Genomic DNA, 18294 nt, shown 5'->3' with positions numbered 1-18294 from the left:
GGTGAAAACTGGCGGCAGAAAGCAGTGTTCCCACTCGTCACCGGAAGTTCTGTTCGGAACCGAACAGAACCTGACCCCGCCCTGGTCAACGCCAGTGAGCTAAGTCACACCTTTTTCCGTGATCACCCGCAACGCTTCGCGGTCGACGACAGTGATCGCACGGCGCGAACTGGCCACAACTCCCGCCTTCCGGAGCTTGTCCAGTGCCTGCGCGACCATGGTCCGTCCCATCGGGATGAACTGCGCGAGTTCGTCCTGACTCAGCGGGATCCCGATCCGCCAGCCGGCGGGCGTCCTGATCCCGCAGACGTCGACGAGGTAGTCCAGTCGCGTCGCGACCCTCGCCACCGCTTGCGGTTTCCAGGACTGCGTCCGCTGTCGCTGGGCGAGCACGAACCGGCGGGCGACACTGACGAGCACCTCCCGCATCGCCGACGGATGGTCCAGCAGGAAACGGTTGAACTCGCTCGCCGCGATCCGCCGGACGTGGACCTCCTCGATGGCGACGACGTCGGCCATCCGGATCCCGCCCGCGATCACCGCGATCTCGCCGTGCAGATCGCCGGGCACCCCGACGTCGAGGATGACCGTCGCCCCCATCCGGTCGGCGCTGGTCACCTTCACGTAGCCGTGTCGCAGCAGCATGACGAAGTCGCCGGGCTCACCGGCCCGCATCAGCGCCTGTCTGCTCTCGTAGGTCTGCGGGGTGCCCATCTCCAGCAACCGGGCACGGACGGGTTCGTCCAGTCGCTCCAGGAACGGACGTTCTCTCTCTTCGGCGGCCTCTGGGCCCAAACCCACGAAACACCCTCCCAGGCAGTCGTGAACACCTATCGCGGAGAGTAACCGAATCGGCCACCCGATCCGGCGGCGGAACCATCGTGGGTGGTGAAAATGCCCAGCCGGACCAACTCCGACGTGATCCACTCGGCCAGCCGGTGCAACGGTCCGTCTTCGGCCTCGACGAAATAGCTGTCCACGATCTGGTGTCGCCTGTCGGCGTGCTTCGCCGCGTATAGCAGCGCTGACCGTACCTCCGACACCTTCAACGGAGCGACCTTGATTCCTGGAGCGGGCCGCACGGTGCTCTTGGCGGCCATCACCGCCAGCACGGCTTCCTCCAGGCTGAACCGGTGCTCCACCGGTACGACCACATGTTCCACGCCCTCGACAACCCGGCGCCCGATCAACGGCATGCTGTCAGATCAGCATGACGCACGGCCGTAGTCTGTTCGGCACCGAACACTCAGCGTGGTTCGACCACCGCGATGGCGTCTTCGAGCCCTTCCCGGTACAGCCTCATCCGCTCGACGAGCATCACCGGATCCGGGTTCTCGTCCCGCGCGTGTCGCTCCAGCTTCTCGGTGGTCTGCTTCACCGTGACGCGCAGTTCGACGACCGCGGACGAGTTCTCGCCCTTCAGCTTTTCGAGTCTCGCCACCGCTCGCCGGAAGACCGCCGAAAGCTCCGTTTCGCCTGGCTGCACGATTTCGATGGCCGTCAGCGCCCGCCCGAGCAGGCTGTAGTGGTCGTAGACGGCGGCGGGCTCCGGCGCGCGGACCTCGCGCACCCTCCTCTTCGATCGCTTGCCGTTCAACACGAAGAACGCGACTTCGGCGGGGAACAGCACGGCGAAGGCGGCCACGCCGCCGAAGAGCCAGGCCTGCGGATGCGGCACGGTCACCGCGTGACCGAGCAGGCAGGCGATCAGCGTCAGTACCCCGGCGACGACGTGGAACGGCCGGTTGTCGTGATCGGCCATGTCAGAAGTTACTGAAGACGTTGACGAACATCTTGTCGATGCCCTGCGGATCCACGGCCTTGTAGCTGCGCGCCTTGGACTTCAGCGCGATTTCGTCCAGCACGCGGCTGTCCGCCTGCGCGCCGTAGGCCATGGTGAAGATCCGGACGGAGTTGTCCAGCCGCTCCGCGTCCACGGCCTGGAGCATCTGTTCCTTGGTCGTCCCGGGCGCGGTGTTCTCCCCGTCGGTCAGGAAGACGACGGCGTTGATGAGGTTCGGGTCGAACTCCCGCCGCATCTTGTCGTTGGCGTCCACCACGGACTTGTACAGTGCCGTTTCCCCTTTCGGGGTCAGGTTGTCGACCAGGTTCAGCATCGGCCCCCGGACGTCTTTCACCTTGCCGATCGGCATCTTTTCCTCGGGCCCGTTCGTCGAGAACGTCCACAACCCGACTTCGTCCTCGGGATGCAGATATTCGAGCTGTTTCTTGATCGCGGGTTTCAACAGGTCGATCCGGGGCTCGGAGTACGGCTTGTCCTTGCGGTTCTTGTCGAACGGTTCGTTCATCGACCCGGACAGGTCCAGCACCAGGAGGATCCGGCCGCGCCGCTGCGTGTACTCCCAGCCGTCGAGCATCTTCTGGATCTGTTCACCGGTGGGGATCCTGATGGCCTGAGGTTCGGCGATCCCGTCGGTGTGCACGCCCTTGGCGAGCTTGTCGTTCCCGCGGCCCTCGGGATCGCGGAAGCCGAGATCGCGGAAACGGTCCTGTTGCGCCTGTTCCCGCAGGAAGGCGTAGAAGTCCTTGGCCGCCTCGCGCTGTTCCGGCGAGGCCTTCGCCGTGGTCAGGAAGGGATGATCGATCAGCATCGTGCCCTCGTCCGGATGCACGGCGACGAGCGGCCGGTTCAGCGGGGCGGGCTTGTCCTGCAGCTGTTTCGGATCACCGGTCGGGGCGCCGTGGTTGTAGAGGTAGACCATCTGTTCCTGCATCGCCATCGCGCTGATGTAGGGCGTGGGCTTCTTCCGGTCCTCTTCGTACAACGTCTTCAGGAAGGCCACCGAATCGTCGCTGTAGTAGGCGACCGACGCCTCGATGCCGCGGACGAACTGCACGGCGTCCGCCGACTCGATCTTGCCGTAGTCGCCGCCCGTCGCCGCGAAGTAGGTCGAGATGGTCGCGGCGAGCCCCGAGGTCGAGCGGCGCGGATTGTCCTTGCCCAGCGTGAAGTTCCCCCACTGCGCGTTCTTCGACCGGGTGGAGGCCCAGCCGCCGTTGCGGTTCACCTCGAGCACGTCCCGCCAGCCGATGCCCTTCTCGGGCCAGCCCAGTTCCTTCGCCATTGGCTCCGGCATCGCGATCACCATCGGGCTCGTCGCGAGCGAGGTCTTCGGGCCGCCCTGGAGCAGGTCCCCCTTGCCGCGCTGACGCAGCAGATCGAGCCAGAGCGACGAACTCGGCATCCAGACCTGGGGTTCGGGCTGCCGTTCGTCGAGGTCGTTCCAGCCGTCGGCGATGAGGTCGAGCGTGGCACCCGAGGTCTTCTTGAACGCCTCGATCTTCGCGCACCGGCCGCCGTCGAACGTCCGGTCGGTGTTGTTGTACCGCTCGGCCAGTTCCCCGATCAGGTCGCCCTTCTCCGTGGAAGAACTGGTGATCAGCCGCACGCAGTCGGTCCTGGCAGCGTTCGAGGGCGCGGTGACCGTGGCCGAAAGGAGAACGATCACGACCGCCCCGACGAGCGCGCCGAAGACGAGCGAAAGCCAGCCTGATCTCCGCATGTGCCGCCCCCTAGCCGTTGTAGCGGGCAAGTGTAGCTACAACGCGGTTCCCGGTTCTGTCTCCTCGGTCACCAGATCGTAGGTTTCGAAACTGAAGCGGGCGAGGGTGCCCACCCAATTCCGATACACCTGTAGATCATCGAAGGATTCGACGTCTAGCCGCCATTCAGGTGGAAAGGCATCGGACAGCGCTTCGCCGCCGGACAGCGCGACGAAGGTCGAGCGCGCGGCGTCCGGATCGGCGACCAGCAGGGTCAGCAGGACGAGCACCGCCCGGTAGGGGCCGCCGACGAACCGCGTCAGTTCCGCGTCGGGAATGCCGATGCGGACGAGCCGGTAGAGGTTGACCAGTTTCCGGATCTCGCGCGGTGTGTTGAGCCTTTTCCGCAGCACGTGGACGAAATCGCGTTCGACCTCGGTGAGCCGCAACCGGTCCGGCCGCATGTTGTAGAACGTCGGCGGGGCCGTGTCCTTGACGATGACCTCCGCCTGTTCGCCGCTTTCACCGCTTTCGCGGGTGTCCCCGTCCTCCGGCCATTCCTCGTGCCCGCGCGACGCCGGTGCCCGTCCTTCGATCGGCATCAGGGCGTCGATCAGCTCGTCCGCCGCGGCTCCCATGGGGCGCAACGCGAAGACGATCTGGAAGATCTTGTCGAGATACTCGGCCCGCCGCGCTTCCCCGGCGCCGAACAGTTCTTCGTGATGCTGGTCGAGGCAGCGCCGCAACCACCGCGGATCGACGGCCACCACCACGACGAACGCGGGCAGGGCCAGCAGCAGGTGCACCGCGGCCAGTACCTCGATCACCTTCGACGGCGGGCAGCGGTCGAGGTCGTCGATGTAGAGCACGATCCGTTCCAGCGGCGGCTCGCCCTTGCCGCCGGCCAGCAGCCATTCCGTCCGCGCGTCGGCCAAGTCGGCGCTCAGGTCCGCGAGATCTTCCCTGACCCGGGCGAAAACCCCTTGGTAGTCACCGTATCTGCCGGTCTTCGCCTCTTCGATCAACTCACCGAGCCGGGTTGCCGCGTCCAATCGGCGGAGCCGCTCCTCGGTCTCCCGGAGCTCGGTCTCGAACCGTTCCGCCCGTTTGTCGACGTCGTGCCGCAGTTTGTCCAATGTGGACTTCACCGGCGCGAGGGCCGACTTGGCGGTGGTGAGCGCCGGGGTCAGCACCGCACCGAGCGCGACGATCGCTCCCGCCGCGGCGAGGATCGCGTTGTGCCACAAGGCCCAGCCGGTGATCGCCGCGGCGAGGCCGAGCACGCCGGAGACCGCGTAGCCCGCGACGGCGAGCCGTCGCCGTCGGCGTTCGGCGCGGTCCACCCCGGACACCAGGAGCCGCCAGCGCCAGGTGAGCGGGGAATCCGCTTTGATCGCGCGGAGGCTCGCGAGCCTGGTCCGCAGCTCCTCGCGTTCGGCACGGACCTCGTCGGCGTCCGCGTGCGTCTCGGGCGCACCGAGGTTCCGGAACAGGTGATCCACCAGCCCGACCCACAGATGGTCGTCGTGGTACTGCCAGGCGTTGAACCGGATCTGCCGGATCTCCCCGGCGAAAACGCTGTTCGCCGCGTTGCCGCGGGAGCGCCGGGCCAGTTCGGCCACCCGGTCCGCCACCTGCCGCACGAAACTCGACTTTCCGGACCCCCACGGGCCCAGCAGCGCGACGCACAGCGGCGGGCTGGTCTCGCGGTCGGCGATGACCGCGGCGAGGGTGCGCACGTCGTCCTGGAAGCCGATCAGGTCGACCGGGCTCTCGACGTCGGGGGTGATCCGCGGGCGCGCCCGTCCCGGTTTGGGCTCGACGAAGCCGGTGCCGTCGACCTGGTTGCCGAAGCGGTCCCACACCCGGATCGTGCGGTCGTCCCCGACCGTGACGATCTTCTCGTTGCCCGCGGTGCACGCGATCGCGCGGACGTTCCCCTCGTGTCCCTTGAGGAGGGTGTAGTCGGCGGGGTTGTCGATCTCACGGACGCAGACCTCGCCGCCGGAACCGCCGGAGAGCACCAGTTCGCCGTCCGGGCTGAAGGCCAGCACCCGCACCACACCGGCGTGCCCGGGGAAGACGAGGGCGGGATCGCCTTTGCGCCCCCACAACCGGACCGTCTCCCCCTCGGCGGACAGCACCCGCGAACCGTCGGGCGAGACCGCGACGACGTGGACCGCGCCCGCGCCGCCGAACCGGTAGTGGGAAACGACTTCCCCGTCCCACAGCCGCACGCCGCCGGTGTCGTCACCGGCGACCACGACCCGGCCGTCCGGGGTCACCGCGACCGATTCGATCTCCGGGCCGCCGGTGCGGAGGCCGCGGACCGTCACGCCGTCCAGCCGCCGGACCTCGACGGTGCTTCCCGCGCCGGACACGGCGAAATCCTTCGCCACCGCGACCGTGAGTGTCCGCTTGGTGGTCTGGACCTCTGGGGGTTGCGCCTCGCGGCCCGTGAGCCGCCAGCGCCGCACCGTCGCCCCATCGCAACCGACCACGTACCGACCCGAGATACCCACCGCGAGCACCGGCCGATCGTGCCCGCTCAAGGCGAACCGCTGCGCGCCGGTCTCCAGGTCCCACACCCGCACGGTCTTGTCCGTACCGCCGGTGACCAGGCGGTTTCCGTTCACGGCGACAGCGAGGATGGGTTCTTCGTGTCCGGTGAATCGCGCCGTCGTCATAGCCGCACAGTCTTCCGGTCGAGTCAAGATCATGGTTAACGACAGGCGACTATCGGCGGGTACCCCGACGACCTCGACAGGTCCTAACATCACGCGGAGGCAACGGAGGACTACTCAGAGATCCCTCCCGCCAGAACAAAAGTGTCGACACTGCTCCGAAATTCCAGCACGCCTTTAACGCGAGGAGTTCAACGTGCTTCGACGTACCTTCGCCGCGGTGCTCACCGGCGCCGCGCTCTCCATCTCGGTGCTCTCGGCACCCTCCGCCGGTGCCGCCGAGATCATGGCGACCACCCTGACCTACGACGACAGCCAGGCCGCGGAGTTCAAGGACGCGGTGACCGCAGGCGTCAACGTCTGGAACACCAACGTCACCAACGTCCGCCTCGTGAAGGCGACGCCGGGGCAGCGGGTCAACATCCGGATCATCGCCGACAACGGCTGGCCGCGCGCCACCCTCGGGCCGGTCCGCCCGAGCGGCCAGGTCACCGTCTGGTACGGCAGGCAGGCCGTCCAGCAGGGCTACAACAAGACCCGGATCGCCTCGCACGAGCTGGGCCACAGCCTCGGCCTGCCCGACGTGAAGCCCGGGCCGTGCTCGTCGCTGATGTCCGGCTCGACCGGTGGCGTCAGCTGCGCCAGCGTGAACCCCAACGCCCAGGAGAAGGCCCGGGTCCAGCAGCTCTACGCCGGCACCGCCGTGCAGAGCGCCGACGCGGGCAAGGTCCTCGTGGACGTCGGCTGATCCCGCGCCAGGGGGTGCCCCGCCCGGCACCCCCTGGCCAGGGCGACGTCCTGGTCGTGCATCGTGCGGCGTTCGCGGTCGACCTCGAGTTTCATCGCGGTCACCAGGCCACCGGGAGCGCGTACACCCCGTAGATGTCGGAGTCCGTCCGCAGCGGGATCTCGTCGGCCGGAACTGCCAGGCGCAGTTCCGGGAACCTGGCGAACAGCCCGGTGAAGGCGACCTTCAGCTGGACTCGCGCGAGCTGCTGGCCGAGGCACTGGTGGACGCCGTGCCCAAAGGCGGCGTGCCCGGCCGTCTTCCGCCCGACGTCGAGCCGATCGGGCTCCGGAAACTTGAGCGGATCGCGGTTGGCGGCCATCGCCGAAATCGCGACCGCCTCCCCCGCCTTGACGAGCTGCCCGCCGATTTCGACGTCTTCGAGCGCGGTGCGCACACCGGTGTGCGCGATCGTCAAGTACCGCAAGAGTTCCTCGACTGCGCCTTCCATGCTCTCCGGCTTCTCGCGCAGGACGGCGAGCTGGTCCGGATGCCGGAGCAACGCGAAGGTGCCCAGCCCCAGCATGTTGGCCGTGGTGTCCAAACCGGCCCCCAGCAAGAGGAACGCGATGCCGGTGAGCTCTTCGTCGGTGAGTTCCGTGGTGACCAGTTCGCCGAGGATGTCGTCGGCCGGCTCGGCCCGTTTGGCCACGACGAGCTTGTAGAGGTACTCCCCCAGCGCGTTCATGGCGGCTTCCTGCTCCGCGAGCGAGGCGTCCGGCAGGTTCAACGGCAGGACGTTGCGGCGGAAGAACTCGTGGTCTTCATAAGGGACCCCGAGCAGTTCGCAGATCATCAGCGCCGGGATGGGCTGCGCGAAGGCCGTCACCAGATCGGCGGGCGCCCCCTGCCGCTCCATGGCGTCGAGATGCTCGGCGGTCACCTGCTCGACCCGTTCGGTGAGCAGGCGCATCCGGCGGACGGTGAACTTGCCGGTGAGCAGCCTGCGGTACCGCGCGTGCTCCGCGCCGTCCATCTTGATGAACATCCCCGGCGCCGCGGGCGGCGGCACCACCATCGCCGCCGGTCCCGGCAGCGGTGAGTGCATGAGCTCCTGTCGTGCGCTGAAGCGCGGGTCCGCGATGATTTCCCGGATGGTCGCGTGCCCCGTCGCGAGCCAGCCTTCGTGGCCGTCGGGGAACGTCAGCCGGGCGAGCGGGTGCTCGTCACGCAGCGTGCCGAGTGCGGCGGGCGGGTCGAACGGGCAGCCCCGCGGCCGGTCGAGGGGCAATTCCGTGAGATGGGGTACTGAAGTCGACATAGCTGTTCCTCCCAGATCTTCAGCCATGACAAAAGGCTACGTTGCGTTCATGGATCGCTCAAAGTTCTGATCTGGATTTTCTTTCGTAATAGCTGGTAGATTTCTTGAAATCGTTGCAACTGTCTTGCCGATGAAGGCAACGATGCGTTGCAATGATTTGCCACTGAACGCACCGGAGGTGCCCATGCCGGGCGGCAGGCTGACCCAGGAAGACCGGCGACTGATCGCGTCCTGGCTCAAGGACGGTCTCGGATACGCCGAGATCGCCCGGCGGCTCGGGCGCCCGACGTCGACGATCAGCCGCGAGGTCTCGCGCAACAGCGGGCGCTCCGGCTACCGCGCCGAAGAAGCGAGCCGGGTGACCGGCGAACGCGCGCGGCGCCGCAAACCGTTGCCGCGAGCCGTCCCCGTCGTCCAGAACGGCTACGGGCGGGACCCGGCGGCCGTGCGCCTCTTCGAAACCGAGTTCGCCGAGATGATCGTGGCCACCGGGCTCCCCCGGATGACGGCACGAGTGCTCGCGTGCCTGGCCGTCAGCGACGACGGAGTGCTCAGCGCGGCCGAACTCGCCCGGCGGCTCCAGGTGAGTCCGGCGTCGATCTCGAACGCGGTGGCCTACCTCGAAGCGCAGGCGATGCTCAAACGGGAACGGGACGGGCGGCGCGAGCAGTACGTCATCGACGAGGAAATGCCACAACGAGTGTGGGCCGAGAGCGTCCGCGCGAACCGGGAATGGGTCAAGATCGCCCGCCAGGGCGCCGAAGTCCTCGGCACGTCGACGCCGGCGGGCGCCCGCATGGACGACCTCTCCCGATTCCACGCGCGCATCAACGAAATCATGCTGGACGACCGAGTGGCGGTCTTCGCCGCCGACGCGGTGACCGTACTCGCCGCCCTGCTGCACGCGGGACGACCGCTCGCCCTGGAGTCGCTTTCCGCCGCCTTGGGCTGGCCGCCCGAGCAGGTGGCCGCCGCCGTACGGGTCGCCGTCGAGCACCCGCACGTCGCCGGTCCGGTGACGGTGGTCGTCGAGGACGGGACCTATCGCGCGGTCGCGCTGACGGAACGGCTTACTGCGGCGCAGTTGGCGGCTTTGGGGTGATGAGTGGTGGCCGTTTTTCGGCAATGCGGCGGGGACAGCTGACCGACGGGACTTGTTGCCGCTATTCGGCAAAGGGCTGGCGCGGTGACGGCTGGGTGGGCAAACACCACCGCGGAAAAGCGTGGCCGATTCCCGGTAACGCGCGGAGACAGCGACGGATGGCCGCTAGGCAGCGGCTACAACAGGACCGTTGCCGCCGTTCGGCAAGGACCAGAGTGGTGACGGGCCGGTGCGAGTCACGATATAACTCAACGCCCCGATAGCAGTCGCCGCCGAGATCCCCCAAACGACCGGTGACTCCTTTGGCAGTACGGTAAAACAGCGAGGGGTATGACGAAGGTGCTAAGCCTCAGCTCGCGGGCTGAGGGCTCTTCGCGGTTCACGGTGTCCGGTTGCCGGTTTTCGGCGATGAGGTGGAGTGGGTAGTTCCGTAGGCGGGGTGGCTCAGGACCGCGCAGCTGGCCGTGCTGAGAACGGGAGCGGTGGCCGGTTTTCGGTGAAGGTGTTCTGAGCGGGGGCGGTTCCGTTGGAAGAGCGGTCCGCGGCTGGTCGCGTCGGGAGCCTGGGGGTGGCCGTTTTCGGCGATGAGGTTTAGAACGGTGGTGGTTCTTCGGTTGCCGGGCGGGGTTGGTGTAGTGGCGGTGGGGTGCTGTCGTGGCTCTGTCCGGTGGGGGTGGTGATGGTGAGGGTGCCGTCGGACGCGAGGTGGTAGGTCCAGCCGGGTTCGTCTTTCAACCGATGATCACGGCGGCAGAGGTCGATGAGGTCGGCAGCGTCGGTATGCCCGCCGACCTCCCACGGCACCGAGTGGTCGAGATCGCAGGCCTGAGCCGGGCGGTGACAGCCCGGTCTTCGACACTCCCGATCCCGCACCCGGACGAACTCGCCCTGGCCCGCCGACGGCCGGTACCGGTCCCGGCCGAGGTCGAGCACTTGCCCGGACAGTGGGTCGGTGATGATCCGCCGCAGCACCGTGTCCGCCCCGGTCGCGATCTCCCGCGCCAACGTGGCGGGAAGATGCCCGTGCCCGGCCAGTTCCGCCGGATCGTCGTTCACCCCGAGATAGGTGAACAGGTCCATGTAGAGAAACACCTCCGCCCGTTCACTTTTCCCGCCCTGACCACCCAGCAGGAGATCGAGGGCGACGTCGGCGCGGAGTTGGTCGAGGGTGCGGGTCTCGTCGCCGGTTTTGAGTGCCCTCGCTTCGCGGTCGATGCGGGTGTAGGCGGCGGTGACTTTTTCGACGGGGCCGTCTTCGACTTCGATCGACGCCACGCCTGTCTCGCCGTGGCGGACCGCCAGCCGGCGGCCTTCACGATGCCGCTCGGTACGGTTAGCGGCGCCTTCGCGGTCGACTGTGAGTGCCGCGTGGCTCGCCGCTTTCCGGATCTGCCCGGAGTTCTTGTCCGGCAGCCGATCCTCCAGTAGAGCGTCGGCGGCGAGGGCGTTCTCGTCGGATAGCCACGCGGTGGCGGCGGCGACTTTCATCGCCCCGAAACCATCCACTTTTCCCTGGTCCATCAACCCCAGTGTGCGGGGCAGGCGGGTGGTCAACGCCTCGGCCGCGGCGACCATCGCACCCGCATGATTGTCCACAAGAGACAACGCGAACGCGACCTCCTGGGTGACACTCCGGGCGCCGCCGCGATGCCGGTTCAGCTGCGCCAGGGCCCGGAACCGGACCGCTTCCAATCGCGCGATCCCCGCTGACGCGGCTTGGGCGACAGCGACGGAATCGTTGTCGTCCAAGGAATCGACAGCAGCGTTGACCGACTCCAACAGGCCAGGGTCGGTGAGTTTCTCGAGGAGTGCCACAGGTGTGGCTTTGCAGGTGTCCACCTGATCAACATACGACCGACCACCGACAATTTCCGATCATACGGCCACGGGAACGCGTTGCCGATTTCCGGCAATGAAGGCCCGGCGAACCGACCAGATCAGGGCCCGACACCGACCACAGCACCAACGGCCACCCGGAATCATTCGGCCATCGTGAAGCGTCGCCGAATTCCGGCAACGCGTTCCCGGCAGCCGAAATCCGACCGCCGAGAACGCCACAAGGCCCCTACATCACGTCCCGCACGACCATCCGTTCCGAAGCCCGCTCGATCGCCGCTTCCACGGCACCGACCCGGTCCGCCAGCAGGCCCATCGCGCCGACCGCGCGGCTCATCGGGTCCTCGTCGTCCCCGCCGAGTGCCTGCGATCGCAGATAAGCCGCCTTGACGTCCGCCCACCGCTGCGTCTCCGAGGCGCTCAGCCGTCCACGCAATTCCGCCAGTTTGAGCAGGTTGGACTCGGCGCCCGAGGTCAGCGTCTGCGCCTCGCCGGCGTAGTGGTCGTCGATCAGCGCTTCGAGTTCGGCGTCGTTCATCGCGGGCACGATCCGCCCGGCGAGCTTGTTCATGTTCCGGTACGAACCCTGTAGCTGGAACGGTGGTTCGACCCGGGACGCGTCCGCCTGCGCCGCCGAAGCGATGTACGCCTGGTTGTTCTTCAGGATGATCCGCTGCACCTGGATCAGTTTCCGCAGCACGGCGAGGATCTGCTCGAGTTCGGTCGCCGAGTACGCGTGCTTCAACTGATCCGCCCGTACCGAGCCGTCGCCGCGCGCCAGCCGGACGAGAACGTCCACATCGGACCGTTCGCGTGAGACAAGCGGTGCCAGCACGGTGTTCGCGGTGAGCGAGTTCTCGATGTAGCTCAGTGCGAACAGCTCTTCCTTGCCCGACAGTACATCGCCGAGGTTCCACACGTCGGCACGGTTGGCGAGCATGTCCGGGATCCGGAAACGCTTGCCCTGCTCGGTGTACGGGTTGCCCGCCATGCAGACGGCGAACCGCTTGCCGCGCAGGTCATAGGTCCGTGTCCGGCCGTCCCAGACGCCTTCCATCCGTCGCTGCGCGTCGCACAGCGAAATGAACTTCTGCAACAGCTCCGGCGACGTGTGCTGGATGTCGTCCAGGTACAGCAGCACGTTGTTGCCCTGCTCCAGCGCGAACGAGATCTTTTCGACCTCTTGCCGCGCGGTCGCGTTGGGCGCGTCCGCCGGATCGACCGACGTGACGTCGTGCCCGAGCGCCGGCCCGTTCACCTTGACGAACACCAGCCCGAGGCGGCTCGCGACGTACTCCATGAGTGTCGTCTTGCCGTATCCCGGCGGCGAGATGAGCAACAGCAGACCGGACTGGTCGGTGCGCCGGGCATCGCCGGTCGCGCCGAGTTGCTTGGCGAGGTTGTCGCCGATCAACGGCAGGTAGACCTCGTCGAGCAGCCTGTTGCGCACGAAGGCGCTCATCACCTTCGGCTTGTACTCGCCGAGCCGCAGCCTGTCCCGCTCGGCGGCCACGAGTTCGTTGCGCTGCCGCTGATACGCCCGGAAACCCGGCACCCGGTCACGCCGGAACCGTCCCGTCCTGGCCAGCGTCTCGTCGAGCCGCAGGGTCAGGGACCGGTTGACGATCCGCGGATGCGAGCCGAGCAGACCGTCCACGGTGGCCGAAAGCTCGGCCGAGGAATCGTACCGGGGCAGTTCGGCCAGTTCGATCGCGACGGCCTCCGCCAGTTCGTCGCCCGGCAGGCCCGCTGAGTCCACAAAGGACGTCAGCCAGGCTTCGGCGAGCTGGTGCCGGTCGGCGAGGTCTTCGAGGGCACGGAGGTCCTCGGCGAAGCTCCGGCGGTCGAGCCGGAACTTGTCGAGCAGCGTCCGCGCTCCGCCGCTGGTGACGAATCCCGGCGATGCGTCGGCCAGTTCCTCGAACAGGTACTCGCCGGCGAATTCGAGGTCCAGCGCCAGTCCGGACGACGCGGCGAAAGCGGTCATCGCCTCGGTGAACTCCCGCGCCAGCGAGTCGATCGCCGTGGTGTGCCCGAACGCCTCCCGCACCCGCGCGAGCGACGCGGCACGCGTCGTCCACGCGGACTTCGCCGCCTCTTCGGCACCGAAAGCCCAGAACAGCTGAGCGGCGGCCCTCGCGGCGGGCGGGTAGCGCAGCAGTCCGGCGGCGGACCGCAGGCGCAGCAACGCGGACAGGATCGCGGCGGCGTCGTGATCGTGCACGCCGCGCGCGTAGCCCTCGTCGTAACGGTCCCCCGCGACGCGCCGGACGACCTCGAGCAGCTCGGCGTCCGGCAAATCGGGCTTCTCGAGCAGGATCGACGTGGCCAGGTACTCCGCGCGATAGACCTCGGGCGATTCCGAGACCAGCAGTTGATCCCAGTACGGCCGCGTCGCCTCGAACGATTCGTCCCGCACGGGCGAGCGGTAGTCGGTCCCGGTGATCGCGAACTTCATCCCGCCGTCGTGCGGCACCAGGGTGAGGTCGATGTCCTGCGTGTTGACCGCGAAGGTGTTGCGGCCCAGGCGGATCGTCTCCCCGCCCTCGCCGTACAGGTCGAGCCTGTCGCGCAGCGCGCGGCCGGCTTCCTGACGGGCGGCCTTGACCCGGCCTTCGAGTTCTTCGGCGCGCACCTGGTCACCGAGGTCACGCAGTTCGGCGACGACGCTGCGCAGCTTCGCGACCATGGGGTCGGAGGCGAAGTACGTGTTGATCTCGTCGACCGAACCGAGCGTGCCGACCCGCCTGGTCACACTCGACAGGATCCGGCCCGCCGAATCGACCAGCCGGTCCGCGCGGCGTGCGCGTTCGTCGAGCAACGCTTGTTTGCGCGAGGAGAACGCCTCGTAGACATCCGTGCGCTTCTCGCCGAGCGAAGCCAGGAAGTCGTCGAACTCGCCGAACCGCGATTCGAGGTTTTCCAGCTGCAGCAGCAACCTGCCGAGCTGCTCGTCGCACCGGTCCGGGGTGTCCGCGACCGCGAGCCCGCCGGTGATGGCCTGCGCCAGCAGGGCGAACTCGGCGGCGAACTCCGCCCGGCCCTCGGTCTCCAGCAGTTCCTTGCGCCGCGCCTCGAGCGTGGCCCGGGCCCGGTTGACGCCGCCGATGACCTCACCGACGCGTTCGAGGATCTTCGTCCGCACCACCGCGTCCGCGATCTCCAGCCCGCCGACGACGTCGGTGAGGACTTCGAGCCCGCCGGACTGCTCGTCCAGCTGCTCGGCGACCGGAACCGCCTCGGCGACGGTGGAGATCGCACCCGCGGCGTCGATCAGCCTGTCGACCTCGGCGTGATAGCTCGTGAACGCGTCTTCGCCCTGCAGGAACCGGACGGCCCGCTGCGCGGCTTCGCCGAACTCCGTGTCGAGGTCGGCTATCAACTTGTCGACACGGTCGGTGTCGACGTAGCGCAGTTCCCGCACGGTGACGAGATGTCCTCGCGCGCGGTGCATCTCGGCGAGCCTGCGCACCCACGCGTCGGCCGCGTTCAGCGCCTCGCCGCGCACCTTGCGCACGAGAGAGGCGGTTTCCGCGGCCGCTTCCTCGACGGCTTCGGCCGCCTGCGCGGTGAGCGAGGTGACCGTCTCGAACTCGTCGAGCACCTGCTCAGCGGTGACCCGGACGTCCGAAAGCGGCGATCGCAGATCACCGAGTTCGGCCTCGCCGAGCCAGTGATAGTGGTCGAAAACCCTCGCGCACGCGGCGATCAGCGCCTCGAACACGGCGGCCGACGGCGCCATCTCGCCGACCATCCGGCCGATCGAAAGACAGTCCGAGATCCCGCGGACCAGATCGGCGTTGCCGACCCGCTCCAGCGGCCCCGTCCCGGCAGGCTGCGACGCCGCATAGGTGTCCGACTGGAACGGCGTCCGCCACACCTGCATCGGGTGCACCCGGCTCGGCTCGTCGGACATCGCCCGGAACAGCACCATCGTGCCGTCGTCGAACAGCGAATACCCGTGGCACGGGATCGGGTTCGAGACCTCTTTGCGGATCACGTTGTACGGCAGGAGAAGCGAACGTCCCTCGGCCCTGGCGTGGAAGACGTAGAGCACGTCCTCCCCGTTGGGCGAGCGGATCACGCGCTCGAATTCGAGACCGTCGACAGTGGTGTCGAACGTCTTGCTGACACCCGTGTCGAGGTAGTAACCGCCGGGGAAGATGATCCCGTGGTCCTCGGGCAGCCGCTGGCACGCCTGCCCGATCCCGTCGAGGCGCACCACGTCCCGGGTGCGCGTGTTGTACACCAGGTACCGGTACTCGGTCTCCTTGTACGGCAGCATCCGAAGCAGGATCAGCGGGCCGATCCTGGCGTAGGAGACTTCCGCGTCGGCGAGGCTCTGCAGCGGCTCGTCGACCGGTTCGGAGTAGACGCCCTCGCCGGTCTCGGTGTTGTTCTCGACCTTGATCGTCAGGTTGCCGCCGACGGTCTCGACGAACACCTCGTCCTCGATCGAGATGTGCGGGTGCCGCCCGAGAACGTGCTGCTCACGGCTGGTCTCGACCCACTCGAAGTCGTGCGACGGCGGGAAGACGTGGTCGCGTTCGCCTCGGCTGTCCACATAGGACACCGAGCCGTCGGCGGCGATCGCCCAGCGCAGCACGCGGATGTCCTCGGTCCGCGGACCGATCTGGAACACCGCGAGCAGCTTGCCCTCGACCCGCCGCAGCTGCAGCAGTTTCGCCTGCCGGTAGTAGCGGTACAGCTCGGCGAAGTCGCGGACGAACTGCTCGTCGCGCAGCAGCCCCGGCAGCTCCTCGGCGGGCACGTCGTCGAAGCGGAAGGCTTCTTCGTCGTGGCTGAACCCGTGCAGCGAGAAGACGTCGTCGACCGTCGTTTCGGGTTTGAGCCCGATGAAGACGTTGTAGCCGAACAACATCCGCCCGCCGACCGAAACGACGTCCCGCGGCACGCAGTTGTTCGCGGTGCGGATCCGTTCCGTGCCGATCAGCGCGAGCTGCGCGCTGCCGAAGATCCCGAGCCGCGCGGTGTTGAGCTCGTCCGCGCGTTTCGCCAGTTCGGCGGCCTGTGCGGCGAGCCGGGCGCGGAGCACCTCATAGGTGCCCGCGTCCAGCTGCTCCGTTCCTGCCGCCGGTTCGGTCGTCGTCACTGCTTCGCGGGGGCGAGGGCGGCGACGGACTGGTCGGCGAGGCCGAGCCGCTGCGCCATCGACAGCAGCTCACGCAGCTTGTCGCTGTCCGGGCCGCCCGCCTGCAGCTGCTTGGCCAGGAAGGCCGACAGCGTCAGGTTCTTCACGTCCTCGGTGCTCACCGAGCCGACCAGTTTGGTCAGGTCGTCGGTGAAGCTGCCCGAACCGTCGAGCCACGACTTCCCCAGCGTCTGGACGACGTCCGAGTGCTCGACGAACCCGTCCACGCTCTTGCCGAGCCCGATCGAGCCGATGACCTTCTCGAAGAACATCGTCTCGCCGCCGACGATGTCGATGTCGGCCTTCTCCAGACCGATGCCGAGCACCGTGGCCTGCGCTTCGGCGACCTCGCGCTGCACGTTGAGGGCGGCGAGCCGGATCTCCTTCTCGGCCTCCAGGCGCAGGCGGTACTCCTCGTGCTGGCGGCTGGCGGTGTCGAGGGCGGCCATCGCGGCGGCCTTCTCGGTGAGACCTTCGGCCTCGCCCTTGAGCTTGTCGCGCATGCCGTCGGCGAGCACGATCGCCTTCTCGCGCTCGACGATCGCCTCGGCGCGGCCGACCTTCTCCAGCGCGTCGGCGTCGCGTTCCTTGACCTGCGCCGCGGCCAGGCCGATCGCGGCCTCCTCGGCCTGGATCCCTTCCGCCAGGCGGATCTTCGCGCGGGTGTCCAGTTCGGCGGTCTGCTGGCGCGCCTCGGCCAGCGTCAGTTCCTCGCGGGCCTTGTGCTTCGACGCGGCCTCGGCTGCTTCCGCGGCCTTGATGTCCTTGACGAGGCTTTCCTGCGCCTCCGCCTCGGCCCGGATGATGATGGCCGAGCGCTGACGCTCCGCTTCTTCGACGACGCGGAGCTTCTTGATGTTCTCTTCCTGCTCCGCCACGGTCTTCTCGACCGCGATCCGCTCACGGATCACCTCGGCGATGGACCGCTTCTCGGTCTCGACTTCCTTGTCCTTGGCGATCCGGGACAGCTCGGTCTCGCGTTCGCGGCCGATGACCTCGAGGAGCCTGTCCTTCTCGATGCGCTCGCTCTCGATGGCGATCACGCGCTCACGGTTCTTGCCCGCGACCTCGATCTCACGCTGCTGGTTCTGGTGCTGGATGCCCAGCTGTTCGTCCGTGCGCAGATCGGCGGCCTGCGACTTGAGCCGCTCTTCCGCCTGCACCTTGGCGATCTCGGCCTCTTCGCGCGCCCGCATGGTCTCGACCTCGCGGCGCTGCTTGATCTCGGCGTCGGCCTGCCGTCGCTCCAGTTCGAGGATCGCTTCGCGGGCGTCCACGTTCTGGCGCGTGATCTCTTTTTCCTCGCCGCGGCGGAACTCGTTGGTGCGCACGTGCTCGATCGCGGTCAGCTCGGTGATCTTGCGGATACCCTGCGCGTCGAGGATGTTCGCGGAGTCGAGCTGCGACATCGGCGTCTGCTCGAGGTAGTCGATCGCCGCGTCCTCGAGGCTGTACCCGTTGAGGTCGGTGCCGATGACGCGGATGATCTGGTCGCGGAATTCGTGGCGCTTGGTGTAGAGATCCACGAAGTCGAGCTGCTTCCCGACGGTTTTCAACGCCTCGGAGAACTTGGCGTTGAACAGTTCCTGCAGCGTCGCCTCGTCGCTCGCGCGTTCGGTGCCGATCGCCTGCGCGACCTTGATCACGTCCTCGACGGTCTTGTTGACCCGGACGAAGAACGAGATCCGGATGTCGGCGCGGATGTTGTCCCGGCAGATCAGGCCTTCACGGCCGGTACGGGTGATTTCCATCGCCTTGACCGAAGTGTCCATGATTTCGGCCTTGTGCAGCACCGGAAGGACGATCGCACCGGTGAAGGTGACGTCCACCCGGCGGACCTTCGAGATGATCAGTGCCTTCCCCTGCGGCACCTTCTTGAACAACCTGGTGATCGTGAAGAGCAAGACCAGGAGGATGACAACTATCACGGCGATCAGAACGCCGGCCCCCACGCTGATGGCACCCATA

The 18294-nt window shown here is 67.6% G+C and carries 11 protein-coding genes; 2 read left to right on the top strand and 9 right to left on the bottom strand.

All coding sequences use genetic code 11. From position 1 onward, the window contains the following. Positions 1-99: 99 nt before the first annotated feature. From BKN51_RS41470 to BKN51_RS41450, 5 genes are read right to left on the bottom strand one after another with little or no spacing between them, the layout of a single operon-like run. The gene (locus tag BKN51_RS41470; protein WP_037307965.1) at positions 100-801 is read right to left on the bottom strand and encodes a Crp/Fnr family transcriptional regulator; all 702 of its coding nucleotides are present in this window, start codon (positions 799-801) and stop codon (positions 100-102) included. A gap of 29 nt (positions 802-830) precedes the next feature. Next, positions 831-1196 carry a hypothetical protein gene (locus BKN51_RS41465; RefSeq protein ID WP_101612748.1) on the bottom strand — a complete coding sequence of 122 codons (366 nt, stop codon included), beginning with the start codon at positions 1194-1196 and terminating at the stop codon, positions 831-833. Positions 1197-1246: 50 nt separating this feature from the next. Continuing rightward, positions 1247-1762, bottom strand: a complete 516-nt coding sequence (locus BKN51_RS41460; protein ID WP_101612747.1) for a hypothetical protein — start codon at positions 1760-1762, stop codon at positions 1247-1249. Between the two features lies 1 nt (position 1763). Next, entirely contained in the window at positions 1764-3524 is a 1761-nt protein-coding gene (locus BKN51_RS41455; protein ID WP_101612746.1) for a substrate-binding and vWA domain-containing protein, read from the bottom strand. Between the two features lie 36 nt (positions 3525-3560). Next, on the bottom strand, positions 3561-6191 hold the full coding sequence (locus BKN51_RS41450; protein WP_101612745.1) for a P-loop NTPase fold protein: 2631 nt from the start codon (positions 6189-6191) through the stop codon (positions 3561-3563). 193 nt (positions 6192-6384) lie between these two features. Here BKN51_RS41450 and BKN51_RS41445 point away from each other — a divergent pair, with 193 nt between their 5' ends. Then, positions 6385-6936: a snapalysin family zinc-dependent metalloprotease gene (locus BKN51_RS41445; protein ID WP_101612744.1), complete on the top strand. Its 552-nt coding sequence runs from the start codon at positions 6385-6387 to the stop codon at positions 6934-6936. 100 nt (positions 6937-7036) lie between these two features. On the opposite strand, the gene BKN51_RS41440 is transcribed toward BKN51_RS41445, so the two are convergent. Then, entirely contained in the window at positions 7037-8236 is a 1200-nt protein-coding gene (locus tag BKN51_RS41440; RefSeq protein WP_101612743.1) for a cytochrome P450, read from the bottom strand. A 184-nt stretch (positions 8237-8420) separates the two neighbouring features. On the opposite strand from BKN51_RS41440, the gene BKN51_RS41435 reads away from it, so the two are divergent. Then, the gene (locus BKN51_RS41435) at positions 8421-9338 is read left to right on the top strand and encodes a helix-turn-helix domain-containing protein (RefSeq protein ID WP_101612742.1); all 918 of its coding nucleotides are present in this window, start codon (positions 8421-8423) and stop codon (positions 9336-9338) included. A gap of 591 nt (positions 9339-9929) precedes the next feature. Here the strand turns inward: BKN51_RS41435 and BKN51_RS41430 are convergent. The 3 genes from BKN51_RS41430 to BKN51_RS41420 form a co-directional block, all read right to left on the bottom strand. Then, the gene (locus BKN51_RS41430; RefSeq protein WP_168214662.1) at positions 9930-11153 is read right to left on the bottom strand and encodes an HNH endonuclease signature motif containing protein; all 1224 of its coding nucleotides are present in this window, start codon (positions 11151-11153) and stop codon (positions 9930-9932) included. 250 nt (positions 11154-11403) lie between these two features. Beyond that, positions 11404-16287, bottom strand: coding sequence for a DNA repair ATPase (locus BKN51_RS41425; protein ID WP_101612741.1), 4884 nt, complete (start codon positions 16285-16287; stop codon positions 11404-11406). Then, positions 16284-18230 carry a flotillin family protein gene (locus BKN51_RS41420; RefSeq protein ID WP_233223826.1) on the bottom strand — a complete coding sequence of 649 codons (1947 nt, stop codon included), beginning with the start codon at positions 18228-18230 and terminating at the stop codon, positions 16284-16286. Before BKN51_RS41420 ends, BKN51_RS41425 begins: the two co-directional genes overlap by 4 nt. Positions 18231-18294 lie beyond the last annotated feature (64 nt).

The sequence above is a fragment of the Amycolatopsis sp. BJA-103 genome, from assembly GCF_002849735.1.
GTDB lineage: Bacteria > Actinomycetota > Actinomycetes > Mycobacteriales > Pseudonocardiaceae > Amycolatopsis.
This window is presented reverse-complemented; position numbering and strand designations above follow the sequence as displayed.